Source organism: Geodermatophilus sp. SYSU D00815 (assembly GCF_054050035.1).
Genome location: NZ_JBJGYO010000005.1, coordinates 138,087 through 155,133 on the forward strand (window position 1 = coordinate 138,087; position 17,047 = coordinate 155,133).

Sequence of the window (17,047 nt, forward strand, 5' to 3'; positions counted from 1 at the left end):
GCGGGAGCTCAGCCGAGGGCGAGCAGGCGCAGCGCGGTGCGGGCGGCGGCGCCGCCGTCCTCCTCCGCGACGGCGAGCGCGCGCGGGACGTCGAGGTCGTCGAGCAGCGCGGCGAGGACGGCGTCCGCGCCGGTCTCCCCACCCCGGCCGGCCGCCGCGTACAGCCGCTCCAGCCGGGCCGCCGCGGCGTCGAGCCGGGCCGGCTCGAAGTCCCACGCGGCGCCGTGGGGGCGGTCGAGCAGGAGCAGGCGGATCGCCGCGGCCGGGTGCTGCTCGAGCAGGTCGGCCACCAGGGTGAGGTTGCCGGTGGACTTGGCCATCTTCGCGCCGTCCTTGCGGACCGCCCCGACGTGGAGCTGCCGGCGGGCGAACGGCGCCACCGACGACGCCGCCTCGACCATCGCCGCCTGGTAGGCGTGGTGCGGGAAGGCGAGGTCCTCCCCGCCGACGAGCACGTCGAGCGAGAGGCCCAGCGTGGCGGCGGCCATCGCGGCGCACTCGGCGTGCCAGCCGGGCCGCCCCCAGCCCCACGGGCTCGGCCAGGCCGGGTCGGCCTCCCCGGACGGCCGCCAGACCGGCACGTCGAACGGGTCGTCCTTGCGCGGGTCGTCGGGGTCGTCGCCGAACTCGCGCGCGAGGGCGAGGGCGCGCTCGCGCGGCAGCCCGGAGCGCCCGGCGACGGCGGCGCCGCGGAACCACACGGTGCCCTCGCGCTCGTAGGCCGCGCCCGCCGCGAGCAGCGCGACGGCGAGGCGCTGCACGTGCGGCACGTGGTGGCGGGCCCGCGGTGCGTGCGTCGGCCGGTGCACCCGCAGCGCCTGCATGTCGCGCTCGAACAGGAACTCCTGGCTGAGCGCGAACTCGTCGTAGTGCCGGCCCCGGGCGTCGGCGGCCCGGGTCAGCACGTCGTCGACGTCGGTGACGTTGCGGCTGGTCACCACGTCGGCGCCGCCCGCACCGAGGACGGCGGCGAGCAGGTCCGCCCAGACGAAGGTGGCCGCGTGGCCGAGGTGGGTGACGTCGTAGGGGGTGATGCCGCAGGTGTAGACGCGCGCCGTCCCGAGCACCGGCAGCGGGGCGCCGGCCAGCCGCAGCGCCGTCGTCGGCACGGTCGGTTCCCCCGGGTCGGTCACCCGGCCCGCCGAACCCACGATCCCGGACGAGGGCACCATCCGCGCAGCCACGCCCCCATCCTGCCGGGGACACACCGACCGGTGACGTCCGCCCCTGGTCGGAACCGGACGGTACCGGTAACACTGGTCCATGACCGCCGCGGCCGAGCCCCCGTCGCTGCTGCTGCACACCGTGGAGAACCTCGCGGAGTTCCACCGCGAGCACGAGAAGTTCTACGCCGCCGCCCCGCGCGAGCAGGCCGTCGTCCTCCAGCGCCACGCCGGCACCCTGCACGGCGTGGCCGACCGCACCGCCGCCGAGCTCGACGGCGTGCTCTTCCTCGAGGGGCAGGGCGCGCCGCCGGGCCTGGCCGCGCTTCGCCGGGAGGTGCGCACGCTCGGGGTCGAGGACGTCGCCACCGGCGAGTGGATGACCAAGGCGATGCAGGCCGCCTGGACCACCGCGGCGACGCTGCTGGACATCACCCCACTCGACGACCTGCTCGGCGAGCGGCACCGGATCATCGCCAACGACTGGCAGGCCGCCGGCGCGACCGTGGTCGCCGGCCGGCTGCTCGAGCGGGCGGCCGACGTCCTCGACCGCCTCGACCCGGCCGCGGACGGCGCCACGCCGGCGGCCGCGCGCACGCCCCGGCTGCTGCACTCCGCGGCCGAGCTCATCGCCCGGGCCGCCGACCTGCTCTCGGAGTCCGCCGGGCTGGTGCAGGACAACGAGCGCCGCTGGCGGGTCTTCCACGACCGGGTGGCGGCGCTGCTGGTGGTGCCCCCGCCCGTGGAGCCGTCGGCGGCGGACGTCTCCTGACCGCGCTCCCGCCGGTCCCGCGCGGCGTCGAGGCGGTCGAGCAGCTCGCCGGCCGCCGCCTCGTTCACGGCGTGGGCCGGCCTGCCGGCCCGGCTACCCCGTGACCGGCAGGAGCAGCCGGGAGGCGCCGGAGCCGAGGGTGAGCGTGCGGTGGGACGGCCGCATCGACCTGCCGGTGGCCGGGTCCTCGCCGGTGCCGAGGTTGCGCGCCCAGCGCGGCAGCGAGCCGCCGGCGACCTGCAGGCGCAGCCGCGAGCCGGCGCCGAACCGGTGCGCCAGCGCGTCGAGCTCCAGCCGGACGGTGCCGCTCGCCGCGGCCGGGTCCAGCCGGCGGAAGCCGTCGCCGACATTGCGCGAGCGGCCCCTCGCGTCGACCTCGCACAGCCGCACGAACAGGTCGGCGTGCGGGTTGTCGGTCGTGTGCGCGAGCTCCACGACCGGCACGCCGGCGACCTCGAGCGGCTCGGTCAGCACCGGCCCGGTGAAGGTGACGACGTCGTCCCGGGCCTCCAGCCGTGCCTGGTCGACCGAGCCGCTGCCCGCCCCCAGCAGCCGGCCGCCGACGGTGGGCGTGGGGTCGGCCGGGTCGTAGGTGAACGTGGCCGGCGCGGCGTCGGCCGCCGGCGGCCGGTCGCCGAGACCGCCGCCGGGCTGCAGGTACACGGTCCGCTCCCGCGCGGCCGGCGGCCAGGAGGACAGGTGCCGCCACTCCCCCGCCCCGGTCACGTGCAGGTGCACCGGCGCGGGACGGCGGCGGGTGCCCGTGCCGGCGAGGTGCTCGGCCAGCCAGTCGAGCGTCTCCCGCGTGACCAGCGACCCGCCCTTGGTGAGCACCTCGGTGTGCGTCCAGGGCCCGACGGTGAGGGCCACGTCGAGGCCCCGCTTGGCCAGGCGGGCGTACTGCTCCAGCGTCTGCTCGAGGAAGAGGTCCTGCCAGCCGCCGACGAGCAGCACCGGCACACGCACCCGGTCGAGGGCGGCAGTCAGCCGCATCGGCGTCCAGTGCGGGTGGTCGGCGGCGGTGTGCGCCACCCAGTCGCGGTACCAGGGCGCGCCCCCGGCGAGCACCCGCTCCCCGGCCTCGAGCAGCGGCACGTCGCGCAGGGCGGCCCGCAGCCGGCGCGGCGCCGTCGCCTGCCGGAGGACGCCGCGCAGCGCGCCGCCGTCCTCCTGGTGGGCGACCATGTCGCTCCAGCCGAGGAAGTCGTCGAGCTTGAACGACCCGGCGCCGTGCACGCTGGCGTGGAAGTCGTGGGGACCGACCAGCACGACCGCGGCGGCGAGCTCGGGCGGCGGGTCGGTCATCAGCGCCCACTGGGTGAAGCCCAGGTAGGACAGGCCGAGGGTGGCGAACCGGCCGCCGAACCAGGGCTGCTTCCGCAGCCAGGCGACGGTGTCGGCGCCGTCGGCGATCTCGTGCTGCATCGGCTCGAAGCCGGTGCCGGAGCCGAACGTGCCCCGGACGCTCTGCAGGACGACGTGGTAGCCGCGCTCGGCGTAGAGCCGGGCGAACCCGAGCGGCCAGACGCCCGTGCGGCCGTACGGCCCGCGCACCAGCACGGTGCCCCGGGCCGGCCCGGTGGGCGCGTAGTGGTCAGCGAGGAGCTCGACGCCGTCGCGCATCGGCACCCGGACGCCGTGCGCGACGGTGTAGCCGCCGGTCGGTGGCGGGAGCCGCAGCGCCCGGCCGAGCGCCCGGTCGACGAGCCGTCCGGGGCGGCTGCGGGGCCGGGCGTGGGCGGTGGGCGGGGTTGCGGTCACGGGCGGCGTCTCCTCGGGGTGCGGCGGTGCACTCCGCGCATCCTGGCCCAGTGGCATCGTGAGCCGGTGCACCTGGTCCTGGAGTACGCCCTCGTCGACGACTACCTGGAGCGCCGGGCGGCGCTGCGCGAGGAGCACCTGGCCCTCGCGCGGGCCGCGCACGAGCGCGGCGAGCTGCTGCTCGCCGGCGCCCTGCCCGACCCCTTCGATCGGGCCCTGCTGGTCTGGACGGCGCCGCGGGAGGTCGTGGAGCGCTTCGTCGCCGAGGACCCCTACGTGCGGCACGGCCTGGTGACGGGCTGGACGATCCGCGACTGGAACGTCGTCGTCGGCTGACCCCGGCGCCATCAGCGGCAGCTATACCGCGGCGTTCGCCTCGCCCACCGCCTGCCGCGCCGCCCGGCTGACGAGGTCGCGCAGGTAGGCGTGCTCGGGGTCGTCGTCGAACACCGGGTGCCACCACATGGCCTCGACGAGCGGGCCGACCTCGACCGGCGGCGGCAGCGCGCGGATGCCGGTGTTGAGCGGCAGCTGCTCGACCAGCCGGCGCTGCAGCAGCGCGATCCGGTCGCTGCCGGCGACCAGCCCAGGGACGGTCAGGAAGTTCTCGGTGATCACCTGCACCCGCGGCTCGATGCCGCGCATGCGCATCTGGCGCTCGGCGGGCGTCGCCGCCGTCGGCCCGTGGAAGGTGACCACCCAGGGCAGGGTCTCCAGGTGCTCGAGGTCGAGCCCCTCGTCGACGACCGGGTTGTCGGCGGCCACCACGCAGACCCACTCGTCGCGGTACAGGTCGCGGTGCGACAGGCCGGTGACGAATCCGTGCGGCAGCACCAGCAGGTCGGTGGTGAGCATGACCTGGTCGGCGCGGTCGACCGCCGACGGCGTGTTCGCCGCCAGCCGCAGCCGCGCGTTCGGCGCCTCCTCGGCCAGCAGCTCGGCCACCGTGTCGCCCAGGACGGCGACCCAGTAGTCGCTCACCAGGAACGTGAACTCCCGGGTGGAGGACGCCGGGTCGAACTCCGGCTGCGCGGTGAAGACCCGCTCCACCCCGGAGAGCGCGATCCGGGTCAGCTGCTTGAGCTGCACGGCGAGCGGGGTGAGCCGGTACTCGTTGCCGACGCGGGTGAGCAGGTCGTCGCCGAAGTGCCGGCGCAGCCGCGCCAGCGACGCCGACAGCGCCGGCTGCGACAGGCCCATCTGCGCCGCCGCCCGGGTGACGCTGCGCTGCTGGAGCAGGGCGTCGAGGGAGACGAGCAGGTTCAGGTCCAGGCTCGCCAGGTTCACGCCGACACGCTATCGACGCCGTTGATGGGTGTCATCAGACATCTCGTCTTCCCAACCCGTTCGGGAGACCCGACTGTGGTGTGCGTCGCTTCGAGGAGGATCCGACGTGCCACCGCACAGCCCCATCACCCCCGCCGATCTCGACCGCTCCGACCCGGAGGGGGCGATCGCGGCCGCCGCCAAGCGCTGCTCCAACTGGGGCCGCTGGGGCGACGACGACGTGCTCGGCACGCTGAACTTCCTCGACGAGGCCAAGCGCCTGGAGGGCGCCCGGCTGGTCCGCCGCGGCGCGAGCTTCTCGCTGTCGCTGCGCTTCGACATGGACGGCCCGCAGAAGGGCTGGCGGCGGCGCACCAACCCGGTGCACACGATGCTCGACACCGGCACCGACGCCGAGCGCGGCGTGCAGGGCTTCCCGCACGGGATCGGCGGCGCCGACGACGTCATCGCGATGCCGCTGCAGGCCTCGACCCAGTGGGACGGCCTCGGCCACATCTTCGACCACGGCATGGCCTGGAACGGCCGCCGCGCCGGCGACGTCGTCACCAGCGACGGCGACAAGGTGACCGGCATCGAGACCACCGCCGCGCTGTTCGCCGGCCGCGGCGTGCTGCTCGACGTCGGTCGGGCGATCGGCGACGACGGGGAGCTGCCCGACGGCTTCGCCATCACCACCGAGCACCTCGAGGCCACCATCGCCGCGCAGGGCGGGTCGGCCCGGGTCGGCCGCGGCGACCTGCTGCTGGTGCGCACCGGCCGGCTCACCCGCGCCCGCCGCGACCTCGCCGAGGGCCGCGGCTGGGGCGACTACGCCGGTGGCGCCGCGCCGGGCCTGTCGTTCACCACCGCCGACTGGCTGCACGGCACCGAGATCGCCGGCGTCGCCACCGACACCTGGGGCTTCGAGGTGCGGCCCAACGAGTTCGACGCCGCCTTCCAGCCGCTGCACCAGGTCGCCATCCCGAACATCGGCCTGTTCATCGGCGAGATGTGGGACCTCGACGCGCTGGCCGCCGACTGCGCGGCCGACGGCGTGTGGGACTTCTTCCTCACCGCCGCCCCCCTGCCCGTGACCGGCGCCGTCGGCGCCCCCGTCAACCCGATCGCCGTCAAGTAGGAGCTCCCGTGCCCGCCGTCAACACCGTCCTCGTGGTCGGCGCCGGCCTCGCCGGCGCCGGCACCGCCATCCACCTCGCCTCCCGCGGGGTCGCCGTCGACCTGGTCGAGATCAAGCCCGAGGTCACCGCCCTCGGCTCGGGCATCACGCTGCAGGGCAACGCGCTGCGCGAGCTGCGCTCGCTGGGCGTGTGGGAGCAGGTGCAGGCCGCCGGTTACGCCTTCGACGTCACCGGCATCCGCGCGCCCGACCCGAACGGCACCGTGGTCGCCGAGATCCCCGACGCCAAGACCGGCGGCCCCGACCTGCCCGCCGTCATGGGCATGCCGCGCCCGGAGCTGGCCCGGATCCTCGCCGACCGGGCCGCGGAGGTCGGCGTCAAGGTGCGGTTCGGCACCACCTTCACCGAGCTGACGCAGGACGAGACCGGCGTCGACGTCACCTTCTCCGACGGCTCGACCGGCCGCTACGACCTGGTGGTCGGCGCCGACGGCATCCGCTCGTGGACCCGCCGGGCGCTGGGCATCAACCTGGAGACCAGGTCGGTCGGCATGGGCATCTGGCGCGCCTTCGGGCCCCGCCCGGCCGGCGTCACGCGCACCGACCTCTACTACGGCGGGCCGTCGTTCATCGCCGGCTACTGCCCCACCGGCGAGGACTCGCTCTACGCCTACATCGTCGAGGCCGCCCAGGACCGCAGCGCCCTCTCCCCCGAGGAGCAGCTGGCCACGATGAAGGAGCTCTCGCAGGCCTACCACGGCCCGTGGGACGAGATCCGCGAGACACTCACCGACCCGAGCCGGGTCAACTACACGTGGTTCGAGACCCACGTGCTCGACGTGCCGTGGAACCGCGGCCGCGTGGTGCTCATCGGCGACGCCGCGCACACCTGCCCGCCCACCATCGCCCAGGGCGGGGCCATGGCCCTGGAGGACGCCGTCGTCCTCGCCGAGCTGCTCACCGAGCGCGACGCGCTCGACCAGGACCTGTGGGACGCCTTCCACGCCCGCCGGTTCGAGCGCGCCAAGACCGTCGTCGACGCGTCCAACCAGCTCTGCCAGTGGCAGCTCGAGCACGTCCAGGGCGACATCCCGGGCCTCATGCGGTCGATCGCCATGCTCACCGCCCAGCCCGCGTAAGACCCCCCGCCCAGCCAGATCGGCGATCTGGTCGCCATGTGCGTCCGGAGACGACCACATCGCCGATCTCGCGCAGAGCCCAAGGAACAGAGATGACCCAGCGCCTGATCACCCACCTGCGGCACGTCGACCTGGCCGTGCCCGACCTGCGCAAGCAGGAGGACTTCTTCACCAACACCTGGGGCCTCAAGGCCGAGCACAGCGACTCGGGCCTGACCTTCCTCGCCGCCGAGGGCAGCCCGGAGCAGTACGTCGTCCGGCTGCGCGAGTCGGCCGACAAGCGGATCGACCTGATCTCCTTCGGCGCCGCGAACGCCGCCGACGTCGACACCCTGGCCGCGCGGATGGCGTCCGAGGGCGTGCAGCTGGTGCACGAGCCCAAGGACCTGCAGACCCCCGGCGGCGGCTACGGCTTCCGGTTCTTCGACAACGAGGGCCGCACCGTCGAGGTCAGCTCCGACGTCGCCGTCCGGCAGCACCGCAAGATCGAGGAGGGCGAGTCGATCCCGGTCCGCCTCTCGCACGTGGTGATCAACTCGGCCAACCCCGAGCAGACCGTCGCCTTCTACGAGAAGCACTTCGGGTTCGCGCTCTCCGACACCCTGATGCACCCGCGGATGGGCAACATGATGTGGTTCATGCGGACCAACGCCTGGCACCACTCCATGGCGGTCGCCCGCTGCCCGCACCCCTCGCTGCACCACGCCTCGTTCGAGATGCGCGGGATCGACGAGTACATGCGCGGCACCGGCCGGCTGCTGCGCGCCGGCGTCGAGAAGATCTGGGGCCCCGGCCGGCACATGGCCGGCAACAACACCTTCAGCTACTTCCTCGACCCGCACGGCAACACCGTCGAGTACACGACGGAGCTGGAGGAGGTCGACGAGGACACCTGGCACCCGCACGTCTACGACTTCACCCAGCCCGAGGTCTCCGACCAGTGGGGCACGGCCAACGCGATGAACGAGTTCGTCGCGCAGAAGTCGTTCAACGACCCGGACAAGGGCCTGTTCGTGGCCCCTCCGGTCTGATGCGGTTCGCCACCTGGGAGGACGGCGGGATCGTCACCGCCGGCGTCGTCGGCGAGCACGGGCTGCACGCCCTGCCCGCCGACGTCGCGGTGCTCGACCTCGTGCGCGCGGGGCTGCCGGCCGCGCTCGACGCGGGGACGGCGGCGTTCTCGGCGCCGCCGGTCCCCCTCGACGAGGTGCGGCTGCTGCCGCCGCTGCAGCCGCCCACCGTGCGCGACTTCGTCGCGTTCGAGGAGCACGTCGAGGGCGTGCGCAAGGCGATCGACGGGCAGGCCGGCGTGGTCGCCGAGTGGTACCAGGCGCCGACGTTCTACTTCACCAACCCGTACGCGCTCATCGGCGCGCACGACGACGTCGCGGTCCCGCCGGGCTCCCAGCGGTTCGACTTCGAGCTCGAGGTCGCCGTGGTGGTCGGGCGGGACGGGACGTCGCTCACGCCCGAGGCCGCCCGCGACCACGTGTTCGGCTACACGATCCTCAACGACTGGTCGGCCCGCGACCTGCAGGCCCGGGAGATGAAGGTCAACCTCGGCCCGGCCAAGGGCAAGGACTCCGCCACCACCCTCGGGCCGTGGCTGGTCACCGCCGACGAGCTGGAGCCGTACCGCGACGACGAGGGCTTCCTCGCGCTCGACATGCGGGTCAGCGTGAACGACGTCGAGATCGGCCAGGACCTGCTGTCGAACATGGGCTGGCCGTTCGAGGACCTCGTCTCCTACGCCTCCCGCGGCACCTGGGTGCGCGCCGGCGACGTGCTGGGCTCGGGCACCTGCGGCAACGGCGGCTGCCTGGCCGAGCTGTGGGGCACCCGCGGCGAGGCGGCCCCTCCCCCGCTGCAGCCGGGCGACGTCGTGGAGATGACCGTCGAGGGCATCGGCACCGTCCGCAACCGCGTCGTGCCCGGCGTGGAGCTCCCGCCGGTGCGCCCCGCGCGTCCCCGGCCGCGGGCCCGCAAGCGCCTGTCGTGAGCGGACAGGGGCGTGAGCATCGCGGCGAGGGACGCGAGGAGCGGAGCGCCCCGCGGGAGCGGACGGATGACGTCGTGAGCCGGCTCGGGGGGAAGGTCGTCGTCGTCACCGGCGCCGGGCAGGGCCAGGGGGCGGCCGAGGCGCGGCTGCTCGCGGCCGACGGCGCCACGGTGGTCGCCTGCGACCTCCGGCCCGAGCCGGCCGAGGAGCTGCCGGGGGTGACCTACCGGCAGCTCGACGTCACCGACGCCGCCGGGTGGACGGCGCTGGCCGAGGACCTGCGGGCGCGACACGGCGCCGTGCACGGGCTGGTCGCCAACGCCGGCGTCACCTGGCGGGCGCGGCTGACCGAGCTCGACCCCGCCGACCTGGCCCGGGTGTCGGAGGTCAACGTCACCGGCACGCTGCTCGGCATCCAGGCGCTCACCCCGCTGATGACCGGCGGCGGGTCGATCGTCGTCGTCGGCTCGGTGGCGGCGCTGACCGGCCACTACCCGGTGGCCTACACCGCGTCGAAGTGGGCGCTGCGCGGGCTGGCCAAGGCGGCCTGCCTGGAGCTGGGCCCGCGCCGCATCCGGGTCAACACCGTGCACCCCGGCTACATCGAGACGCCGATGACCGCCTCGGCCGCCCCGGCGTTCCGCGCCGCCAACGTCGCCGAGACCCCGCTCGGCCGCACCGGCACCGTCGACGAGGTCGCCCCGCTGGTCGCCTTCCTGATCAGCGACGACGCCTCGTTCATCACCGGCGCCGAGATCCCCGTCGACGGCGGGATGACCGCCCACGGCGGCGTGAAGTCCCTCAGCGACGCCCTGCGCTGACACCCGAAAGGAAAGCACGTGTTCGAGTACTTCCCCACCGGCCCGTACACCTACAACCTCAGCGTCGTCGCGACGCTGAACTCCGGTGGGCTGATCGACGAGGTCGACCGGGCCTGCCGGCCGATCCGCGAGGCCGCCGCCGGCGGCGAGGACGCCGGGACGCCGGCCTTCCTCGCGGCCTGGACCAAGCTGACCGACCAGCTCGTCGGCCAGGCCGAGGAGGCGGAGAAGGCCGGGCACACCCGCACCGCCGGGCAGCTGTGGTTCCGCGCCAGCAACTACCTGGCCCAGGCCGAGCGCATGCTGGCCCACTCCGACCCGAACCGGATCCCCACCTACAAGCGGCTGCTGGAGCTGGCCCAGAAGGCATTCGACACCCACAGCCCGTCGGTGTCCCGGGTCGCGATCCCCTACGAGGGCACCACGCTGCCGGCCTACTTCTCCGCCGCCCCCGGGGACGGGCCCAAGCCGGTCATCGTCCTGGTCAACGGGCTGGACTCCACCAAGGAGCACATGTACAGCTCCGACCACTGGGAGGAGCTCGCCGCCCGCGGCATCTCCTGCCTGATGCTCGACCAGCCCGGCACGGGCGAGGCGCTGCGGCTGCAGGGTCTGACCGCCCGCATCGACACCGAGGCCTGGGCCGGCGCCGCGGTGGACTACCTCGAGACCCGTGACGACGTCGACGCGAGCCGGATCGGCATCGTCGGCTGGTCGCTCGGCGGCTACTACGCCCCCCGCGCCGCCGCCTTCGAGAAGCGGCTGGCGCTGTGCGTGGCCTGGGGCGCCAACCACAACTGGGGCGCGGTGCAGCGCCGCCGCCGGGAGCGCGAGGGCGAGCGCCCGGTCCCCCACTACTGGGAGCACGTGCTCTGGGTGTGGGGCCAGGAGGGCGACGAGAACCACCTCGACGCGTTCCTCGACTTCGCCGACGGCGTCCACCTCGACGGCGTCGTCGAGAACATCACCGTGCCGTTCCTCATCGCGCACGGCGCCAACGACCGGCAGATCCCGCTGGAGTACGCGCACCGCTCCTACGAGCAGGCCGTCCACTCGCCCAAGCGCGAGCTGCGGGTGTTCACCCCGGAGGAGGGCGCGACCGAGCACATCGGCCTCGACCACCTGCCCCACGTGAGCACCTTCATCGCCGACTGGGTGGCCGACACCTTCGCGGAGCTGCAGCGCGCCTGAGACCGACGCCGCGCCCGGCAGTGCCGGGGGCCCCGGGCGCGGCGTCGTCTCGAACTCCCGGCGGACAAGGAGCACGAGCGTGCGGATGATCTTCGTGAACCTGCCCGTGCAGGACCTCGCCGCGGCGCGGGAGTTCTACACCGGCCTCGGCTTCGGCGTGCACGAGCGCTTCTCCGACGTGGGCAGCGCCGCTGTCACGGTCGACGAGGGCATCGTGGTCATGCTGCACACCCGCGACCGCTTCGCCGAGCTGGTGCCGGGCGCGGTCGGCGACCCGGGTGAGGCGACCACCGTCGTCCACCGGCTGACCGCCGACAGCCGCGAGGAGGTCGACGAGCTGGTCGGCAAGGCACTCGCCGCCGGCGGCCGCCCGTGGCGGCCGGCGCAGGACGGCGAGTCGTCCTACACCGGCAGCTTCGCCGACCCCGACGGCCACGCCTGGGAGGTCAGCTGGCTCGACCAGCTGCACACCATCTGAGCCGCGGGGGGCAGCCGGCGGCGCACCGGCGCCCCGGACGGGAGGGGCGGAGGCCCCGCACATGACCCGGCGTGACGACCCGCGGAGGGATCCACCCCATCGGGTGGCCGGATCCGGACTGCGGAGCGCTGGAACCCTTCCTACGCTGACCGTGACCGACCAGCCACGGAGCGTGGAGGGGGGGTGCCCATGGCCGACGTCCCGCGCTGGCTCGGCCGCGCCCTGCTCCTCGGCGCCCTCGCGGTCGGGTTCTGGCTGGCCGGCACCGCGTCCGCGTCGGCAGAGGAACGCCCGGCCGAGCCGCTGACCGCGCTGCTCGAGGCGCCGCTCGCCGTGATCCCCGACGTCGTCGCCGTGGCGGACCCCGCCGTCCTCGAGCCGGCCGCCGAGGTGCTGCCTCCTGCCGTCGGGGAGCCCGTGTCGGCGCTCTCCCGGGCGCTGGTCACCGTCCCGGGCGTGCTCGTCGAGCGGCTCGAGCCGGCGGTGCCGCCACTGCCCGCGGTCCCCGTCGTGGTGCCGGCGACCCCGGTCGCGGCCGGGCCGGTCGTTCCGGAGGCGACCACCCCGGGTACGGCCGCCCCGCTCCCGGCGCCGGGCGTCGAGGCGCCCTGGCCGCAGCCGGCGCCCCGCGCCGCCGCCCCCGCGCCGGCCGACGGTGCGCTCGCGGGCGCCGTCGCCGACGCCGCTCCCCCGAGCCCGTCGCCGGGCGCGGCGGTCCCCGTCCCCGCGCCCGGCGACGGCTCGCGCACGACGTCCTCCGGCGGCTCGGACACCGGCCCCGCCGCCGTCCCGGGCGCCGTGGCCGACGTCCCCGCGCCGACCGGTGCCGACCGGCCGGATGCGGCGCCCGGCAGCGCCCGCGGCGTCGTCGTCGACCCCTCCTTCTCCCCCGACTGAGCGGCGCCCGGCCGGCCACGCGGCCGGCACGGCGCATCCGCCGGTCCCCGCGGACCGGTCCACTCAGTCCTGGAGGAGAAGTCATGAACGCATGGGTGCGGCGGGGCCTGCGGACGGCCCTGCTCGCCGGGGGCCTGCTGGCCGCCGGCACCGGGGTCGCGGCGGCCGACGAGAACGACGTCGCCGCCGAGGCCGCCGGGGCGATCGCCACCGTCCCCGTCGCCGACGGGGCCGTCCTCGACGTCCCGCTGCTGGCGGGGACGGGCGGCGACCTCGACGTCGCCGGGCTGCTGGAGGTCCGGGAGGCCACCGCGTCGCCCGATCCGGACGGCGACCTGGCGGCCACCGTCCCGGTGCACACCGCGGGCGCCGACCGCGGCACCGCCACCACCGTGTCGACCCCGCTGGTGCGCGGCGACGCCACGGGACCGCGGCAGGACGCCGTCGTGCTGCCGGTCAGCGCCGAGGCCGGCGCGCCGACCACCGTCACGCTGCCCGACCGGCCGGGCGACGGCGAGGAGCACCGGGAGCAGCTGCTCCTCCTCCCCCTCGACCTGCTGCCCGGGTTCGGGGAGGACGACCTGCCCGGCACCACCGTCGACCTCGACCTGGCCGACCTCCTCGGGTCGGACGGCGGTGCGGTGATCGGCGTCCCGGTGAACGAGGGCCACGACGGTCGTCCGGGCGACGGCCTGGTGCGGGTCACGCTGCCGTTCCCGGGCCACGGCCACGGGGACGGGTCGGGGCCCGGTCACGGTCCCTCGCCCGTTCCCGGTCACGCCCCGGGAAGCGGCTCCGGCACGGGGACCGACGGCGGGGACCGTGCGCCGCGGAGCCCCGGTTCGCCCGGCGCCGGGGCGCGGACGCACGGCGGCGGGCTGCTCTGCACCGACCCGGTGGGCGTCCCGGCCGCTCCGAGCGGTGCGCCGGCCGGTGGCGCGGTCCCGGCGACCGGACCGTCGGGCGGCGGCACCGGCGGTACCCGGGGCGACGCGTGCGGCATCGGCACCGCGTCGGCGGGCCGGCCGGCACCGGCGTCCGAGCGGTCGCCGAGCGGCCTGCCGGCGGCGGTGGGCCTGCTGGTCCTCGGCGCCGTCCTGGTGCTGGCGACGGCCGGCCGCGGACAGCGGGCGCGGCGCGGCTGACCCGCCGCGGGTCGCCCGGCCGGTACCGCCGGCCGGGCGACCCGGTCCTCCCGAGGAGCGACGCCGACCCTGCGGGGGCCCGTGGGGTCAGTACGGCGCGGCCAGTGCTCCCAGGGTGCGACCGGTCAGCTGCCCGGGGGCCGCGGGGTCGGCCGGCGGGTCCTGCTCCCACTCCCCCAGCCGGACCGAGGCGTCGACGACGAGCCTGCAGCGCTCGAACCGCCGCTCGCCGAAACGCTGCAGCACACCGTGGACGTCGTCGTCCGCGGCGAGCATCGCGGCCAGGACGACGGAGTCCTCGATCGCCATGCCGACGCCGTAGGCGATGTGCGGGGTGGTCGTGTGGACGGCGTCCCCGATCAGCACGCAGCGCCCGCGCGACCACGGCAGCGGCACGAGCAGCGCCTGCAGCGAGCGCAGGTCGACGTCGCCGGCGAGCGCCTCGGCGACGGCCGGCACGTGGCCGCCGAACGGGGCGAGCTGCTCGCGCAGCGCCGCGAGCAGCCGCTCCCGCGGCGGTCGCTCGGCCCCGGTGTCGGTCTGCAGCATCCACAGGTAGAGCGCGTCGTCGGCGATCGGGACCAGACCGACCTTGCCCAGCCGCGGACCGCCGTCGAGCATCGAGTAGCGGTCGACCTGCGGCGGCCGCGGGGCCGCGGCGCGCCAGATGAGCTGGCCGGTCCGACGGGGTTCCGGCGCGTCCGGGAGGACCAGCGGGCGGGTGCGGGAGTGCAGCCCGTCCGCGCCGATCACGACGTCGAAGGACTCCGTGGAGCCGTCGGAGAGCCGGGCACCGACCCGGTCGCCGGAGTCGGTCAGCGCGGTGGCCGTCGTCCCGAGGCGCAGCTCGGCCCCCGACGTCCGGACGGCGTCGAGCAGGACCTCGGCGAGGTGAGCTCGAGAGATCGCCACCATCGCGGGCTTTTCCTCGACCAGGGACGGCGGCGCGAGCACGTGCCGGACGGCGCCCCGGGCGTCGCAGACGTCGATCTCGCGGTGCACGTAGCCGCGCTCGGCGCAGGCCTCCACCAGGCCGAGCGAGTCCAGCGCGCGCAGCGGCGAGTTCTGCAGCATGAGGCCGACGCCGGCCGGCCGGACCTCGGGCTCGACCTCCACGACGACGACGTCGACGCCGCGGCGGGCCAGCGCCACCGCCGCGGTGCACCCGGCCGGGCCCGCGCCGATCACCAGCGCCCTCACGCCGCACCGCCGAGGTGCGCCCGCAGGAAGGCGGCGACGAGGCCGAGCGTGCGGGGCGCGTCGAACGCCGGGTCCTCGTGGCTGGCGCCGCCGACGAGCACGAGCGTCGAGTCCGCCCCCGCGTCGACCAGCGCCTCGTGGAGCACCGTCGACTGCACGGTCGGCACGAGTCGGTCGCGGTCGCCGTGCATGACCAGGAACGGCGGCGCCCCGGCGTGGGCGAGCCAGCGCGGGCTGGCCGCCCGCGCCGCAGCGGGGTCGGCCAGCACGTCCGCGACGCCGAGCAGCTCCCCCTCGAAGTCCGGCAGGAACCGGGGCTCCAGCGGTGGTCGCAGCGCGGCCCGCAGCAGGTCGGTCGTCGCGAACCAGGTGACGACGGCGGCCACCGGCGTCGGCGGGGTGAGCGCCGCCAGGGCGGCGAGGTGGCCCCCGGCCGAGGCGCCCCACAGCGCGATCCGCGAGCCGTCGGCGCCGTGCTCGGCGGCGTGCTGCTGCAGCCACGTGACGGCCGCACGCACGTCCTCCTGCTGCGCCGGGTGCGGCGCCTCGGTGGACGGCCGGTAGTCCACCGACGCCACGGCGAAGCCGTGGGCGGCCAGGCCGCGCAGCCGCTCGGGGTGGTCCGACCGCGAGCCGAACTTCCAGCTGCCGCCGTGCAGGTGCACGACCACCGGGGGCGGCGCGGCGGTCTCGGGCACGTGCAGGTCGAGGGCGAGGGGACGGTCGCCGCGGACCGCGTACACGATCCCGGGCGTGGTGGTGACGGCTGGCACGGCGGGCGGCTCCTCGGGCGGGTGGACGGGGGCTCAGGCTGCGCGCTGCAGCAGGTCCGCGGCGCCGACCGGGCTGCCGTCGGCCAGCCAGATCTGCAGCGCGGCGGGGCGCAGGAGGTTGTCGGCGGCGAGCAGCGCGGCGCCGGTGACGCCCTCGGTGGGGTCGAGGGACGCGGTGCGGATGGTCAGGTCCCGCGCGGCGAGCTCGATCGTGCCGTCGAGCACCGCGGCCCGGAACTCGTCGACGAACAGCGGACCGGTCCGCAGCACGCCGCCACCCAGGACGAGCGTGCCCGGGTTGGCGAAGTTGACGACGCCGGCGATCGCCGTCCCGGTGACCCGCGCCGCGCGGCTCACCGCCGCGCGCACCACCTCGTCGCCGGCGGCCGTGGCGGCGCCGATGTCCTCGCCGGTGATCCGGCCGGCGCGGGCCAGGCGCTCGGCGAGCACGGGGCTGCGGCCGGCGCGGGCCTCCTCGGTGAGCGCGGCGACGAGCGCCCAGCCGGCGGCCACCGCCTCCAGGCACCCGGTCTTGCCGCAGCGGCAGCGCGCCAGCGGGTCGTCGGTCACCCGCACGTGCCCGATGTCGCCGGCCGCGCCGCTGTCGCCGCGGTGCAGCCGGCCGCCGGTCACCAGCCCGCTGCCGATACCGGTGGCCACCTTGACGTAGAGCAGGTCGCGGCGCTCCCGCGGCACGCCGCGTTCCCACTCGCCGAGCGCCCGGAGGTTGACCTCGTTGTCCACCCACACCGGCACCCCGCGCCGCGCGGCGAACCACGACCGCACGTCGAAGCCGGCCCAGCCCGGGATGGCCGGCGGGACGACGACGCGGCCGTGGGGGTAGTCCATCGGCCCGGGCAACCCGAGGGACACCGCCCAGACGGGCGCCCCGTCGTCCACCCGGCGCAGCAGCTCCCCGAACGCCTCGTCCACGGCGCGCAGGACCCGCTCCGGCCCGTCCTGCACGTCGATCGCGCGGAACCCCGCGGCCAGCGCCCGGCCGTCGAGGTCGGTGACGGCGGCGTGCAGGGACACCTCGCCGAGCGCCGCCACGAGCAGGCGGCCGGCCTCGGTGCGGAAGCGCACCGCCCGCGACGGCCGGCCGCGCTGGCCCGACGGGACGGCGTCGACCTCGGCGAGCACCCCGAGGTCGACGCCCTCGCGCAGCCGGTCGTTGACGGCGGTGCGGCCGAGGCCGGTGACCGCCTCGAGCTCGGGGCGGGTGACCGCGGTGCCGGCCCGCACCAGGTCGACGATCCGCGCCAGGACGAGGACGTCGCGGGCGGAGGGCTGCGGCTGCACCG

Annotated in this window: 17 protein-coding genes; 11 read left to right on the forward strand and 6 right to left on the reverse strand. The window is 76.0% G+C overall.

Annotation, left to right across the window (positions count from 1 at the left end):
- Nucleotides 1–8 precede the first annotated feature (8 nt).
- Nucleotides 9–1,184: a cysteine--tRNA ligase gene (locus ACI78S_RS08050; protein ID WP_456971975.1), complete on the reverse strand. Its 1,176-nt coding sequence runs from the start codon at nt 1,182–1,184 to the stop codon at nt 9–11.
- A gap of 79 nt (nt 1,185–1,263) precedes the next feature.
- On the opposite strand from ACI78S_RS08050, the gene ACI78S_RS08055 reads away from it, so the two are divergent.
- Nucleotides 1,264–1,935, forward strand: coding sequence for a hypothetical protein (locus ACI78S_RS08055; RefSeq protein ID WP_456971977.1), 672 nt, complete (start codon nt 1,264–1,266; stop codon nt 1,933–1,935).
- A gap of 93 nt (nt 1,936–2,028) precedes the next feature.
- On the opposite strand, the gene ACI78S_RS08060 is transcribed toward ACI78S_RS08055, so the two are convergent.
- The gene (locus ACI78S_RS08060; protein WP_456971979.1) at nt 2,029–3,696 is read right to left on the reverse strand and encodes a CocE/NonD family hydrolase; all 1,668 of its coding nucleotides are present in this window, start codon (nt 3,694–3,696) and stop codon (nt 2,029–2,031) included.
- Nucleotides 3,697–3,762: 66 nt separating this feature from the next.
- Between ACI78S_RS08060 and ACI78S_RS08065 the strand changes: the two genes are divergently transcribed.
- Nucleotides 3,763–4,032, forward strand: coding sequence for a YciI-like protein (locus ACI78S_RS08065; protein ID WP_456971981.1), 270 nt, complete (start codon nt 3,763–3,765; stop codon nt 4,030–4,032).
- A 21-nt stretch (nt 4,033–4,053) separates the two neighbouring features.
- Here the strand turns inward: ACI78S_RS08065 and ACI78S_RS08070 are convergent, their stop codons facing one another.
- Nucleotides 4,054–4,983, reverse strand: coding sequence for a LysR family transcriptional regulator (locus tag ACI78S_RS08070; protein ID WP_456971983.1), 930 nt, complete (start codon nt 4,981–4,983; stop codon nt 4,054–4,056).
- Nucleotides 4,984–5,089: 106 nt separating this feature from the next.
- Between ACI78S_RS08070 and ACI78S_RS08075 the strand changes: the two genes are divergently transcribed.
- From ACI78S_RS08075 to ACI78S_RS08115, 9 genes are all read left to right on the forward strand, one after another.
- A complete protein-coding gene (locus ACI78S_RS08075) occupies nt 5,090–6,100 on the forward strand; it encodes a cyclase family protein (protein WP_456971985.1) in 1,011 nt (336 codons plus the stop codon).
- A gap of 8 nt (nt 6,101–6,108) precedes the next feature.
- The gene (locus ACI78S_RS08080) at nt 6,109–7,239 is read left to right on the forward strand and encodes an FAD-dependent oxidoreductase (RefSeq protein WP_456971987.1); all 1,131 of its coding nucleotides are present in this window, start codon (nt 6,109–6,111) and stop codon (nt 7,237–7,239) included.
- A gap of 92 nt (nt 7,240–7,331) precedes the next feature.
- Nucleotides 7,332–8,270: a VOC family protein gene (locus tag ACI78S_RS08085; protein WP_456971989.1), complete on the forward strand. Its 939-nt coding sequence runs from the start codon at nt 7,332–7,334 to the stop codon at nt 8,268–8,270.
- Nucleotides 8,270–9,238: a fumarylacetoacetate hydrolase family protein gene (locus ACI78S_RS08090; protein WP_456971991.1), complete on the forward strand. Its 969-nt coding sequence runs from the start codon at nt 8,270–8,272 to the stop codon at nt 9,236–9,238. Before ACI78S_RS08085 ends, ACI78S_RS08090 begins: the two co-directional genes overlap by 1 nt.
- A 74-nt stretch (nt 9,239–9,312) precedes the next feature.
- Nucleotides 9,313–10,059, forward strand: coding sequence for an SDR family NAD(P)-dependent oxidoreductase (locus ACI78S_RS08095; RefSeq protein WP_456971993.1), 747 nt, complete (start codon nt 9,313–9,315; stop codon nt 10,057–10,059).
- 18 nt (nt 10,060–10,077) lie between these two features.
- Entirely contained in the window at nt 10,078–11,250 is a 1,173-nt protein-coding gene (locus ACI78S_RS08100) for an alpha/beta hydrolase family protein (RefSeq protein ID WP_456971995.1), read from the forward strand.
- Nucleotides 11,251–11,335: 85 nt separating this feature from the next.
- On the forward strand, nt 11,336–11,728 hold the full coding sequence (locus tag ACI78S_RS08105; protein WP_456972221.1) for a VOC family protein: 393 nt from the start codon (nt 11,336–11,338) through the stop codon (nt 11,726–11,728).
- Between the two features lie 189 nt (nt 11,729–11,917).
- Nucleotides 11,918–12,625: a hypothetical protein gene (locus ACI78S_RS08110; protein WP_456971997.1), complete on the forward strand. Its 708-nt coding sequence runs from the start codon at nt 11,918–11,920 to the stop codon at nt 12,623–12,625.
- An 83-nt stretch (nt 12,626–12,708) separates the two neighbouring features.
- Nucleotides 12,709–13,770 carry a hypothetical protein gene (locus ACI78S_RS08115; protein ID WP_456971999.1) on the forward strand — a complete coding sequence of 354 codons (1,062 nt, stop codon included), beginning with the start codon at nt 12,709–12,711 and terminating at the stop codon, nt 13,768–13,770.
- Nucleotides 13,771–13,857: 87 nt separating this feature from the next.
- Here ACI78S_RS08115 and ACI78S_RS08120 read toward each other — a convergent pair whose 3' ends face one another.
- The 3 genes from ACI78S_RS08120 to ACI78S_RS08130 are packed head-to-tail and all read right to left on the reverse strand — an operon-like array spanning nt 13,858 to nt 17,045.
- Nucleotides 13,858–14,970, reverse strand: a complete 1,113-nt coding sequence (locus ACI78S_RS08120) for an FAD-dependent monooxygenase (protein WP_456972001.1) — start codon at nt 14,968–14,970, stop codon at nt 13,858–13,860.
- Nucleotides 14,967–15,743, reverse strand: a complete 777-nt coding sequence (locus ACI78S_RS08125; RefSeq protein ID WP_456972003.1) for an alpha/beta hydrolase fold domain-containing protein — start codon at nt 15,741–15,743, stop codon at nt 14,967–14,969. The genes ACI78S_RS08120 and ACI78S_RS08125 overlap by 4 nt, the downstream gene beginning before the upstream one ends.
- 33 nt (nt 15,744–15,776) lie before the next feature.
- Nucleotides 15,777–17,045, reverse strand: a complete 1,269-nt coding sequence (locus ACI78S_RS08130; protein ID WP_456972005.1) for an ROK family protein — start codon at nt 17,043–17,045, stop codon at nt 15,777–15,779.
- Between the last annotated feature and the right edge of the window lie 2 nt (nt 17,046–17,047).

What these genes read in the sequence shown, in the direction of transcription:
- ACI78S_RS08055 (WP_456971977.1), top strand. Translation starts at nt 1,264, where the DNA reads ATGACCGCCGCGGCCGAGCCCCCGTCGCTGCTGCTGCACACCGTGGAG.
- ACI78S_RS08085 (WP_456971989.1), top strand. Translation starts at nt 7,332, where the DNA reads ATGACCCAGCGCCTGATCACCCACCTGCGGCACGTCGACCTGGCCGTG.
- ACI78S_RS08090 (WP_456971991.1), top strand. Translation starts at nt 8,270, where the DNA reads ATGCGGTTCGCCACCTGGGAGGACGGCGGGATCGTCACCGCCGGCGTC.
- ACI78S_RS08115 (WP_456971999.1), top strand. Translation starts at nt 12,709, where the DNA reads ATGAACGCATGGGTGCGGCGGGGCCTGCGGACGGCCCTGCTCGCCGGG.
- ACI78S_RS08105 (WP_456972221.1), top strand. Translation starts at nt 11,336, where the DNA reads ATGATCTTCGTGAACCTGCCCGTGCAGGACCTCGCCGCGGCGCGGGAG.
- ACI78S_RS08110 (WP_456971997.1), top strand. Translation starts at nt 11,918, where the DNA reads ATGGCCGACGTCCCGCGCTGGCTCGGCCGCGCCCTGCTCCTCGGCGCC.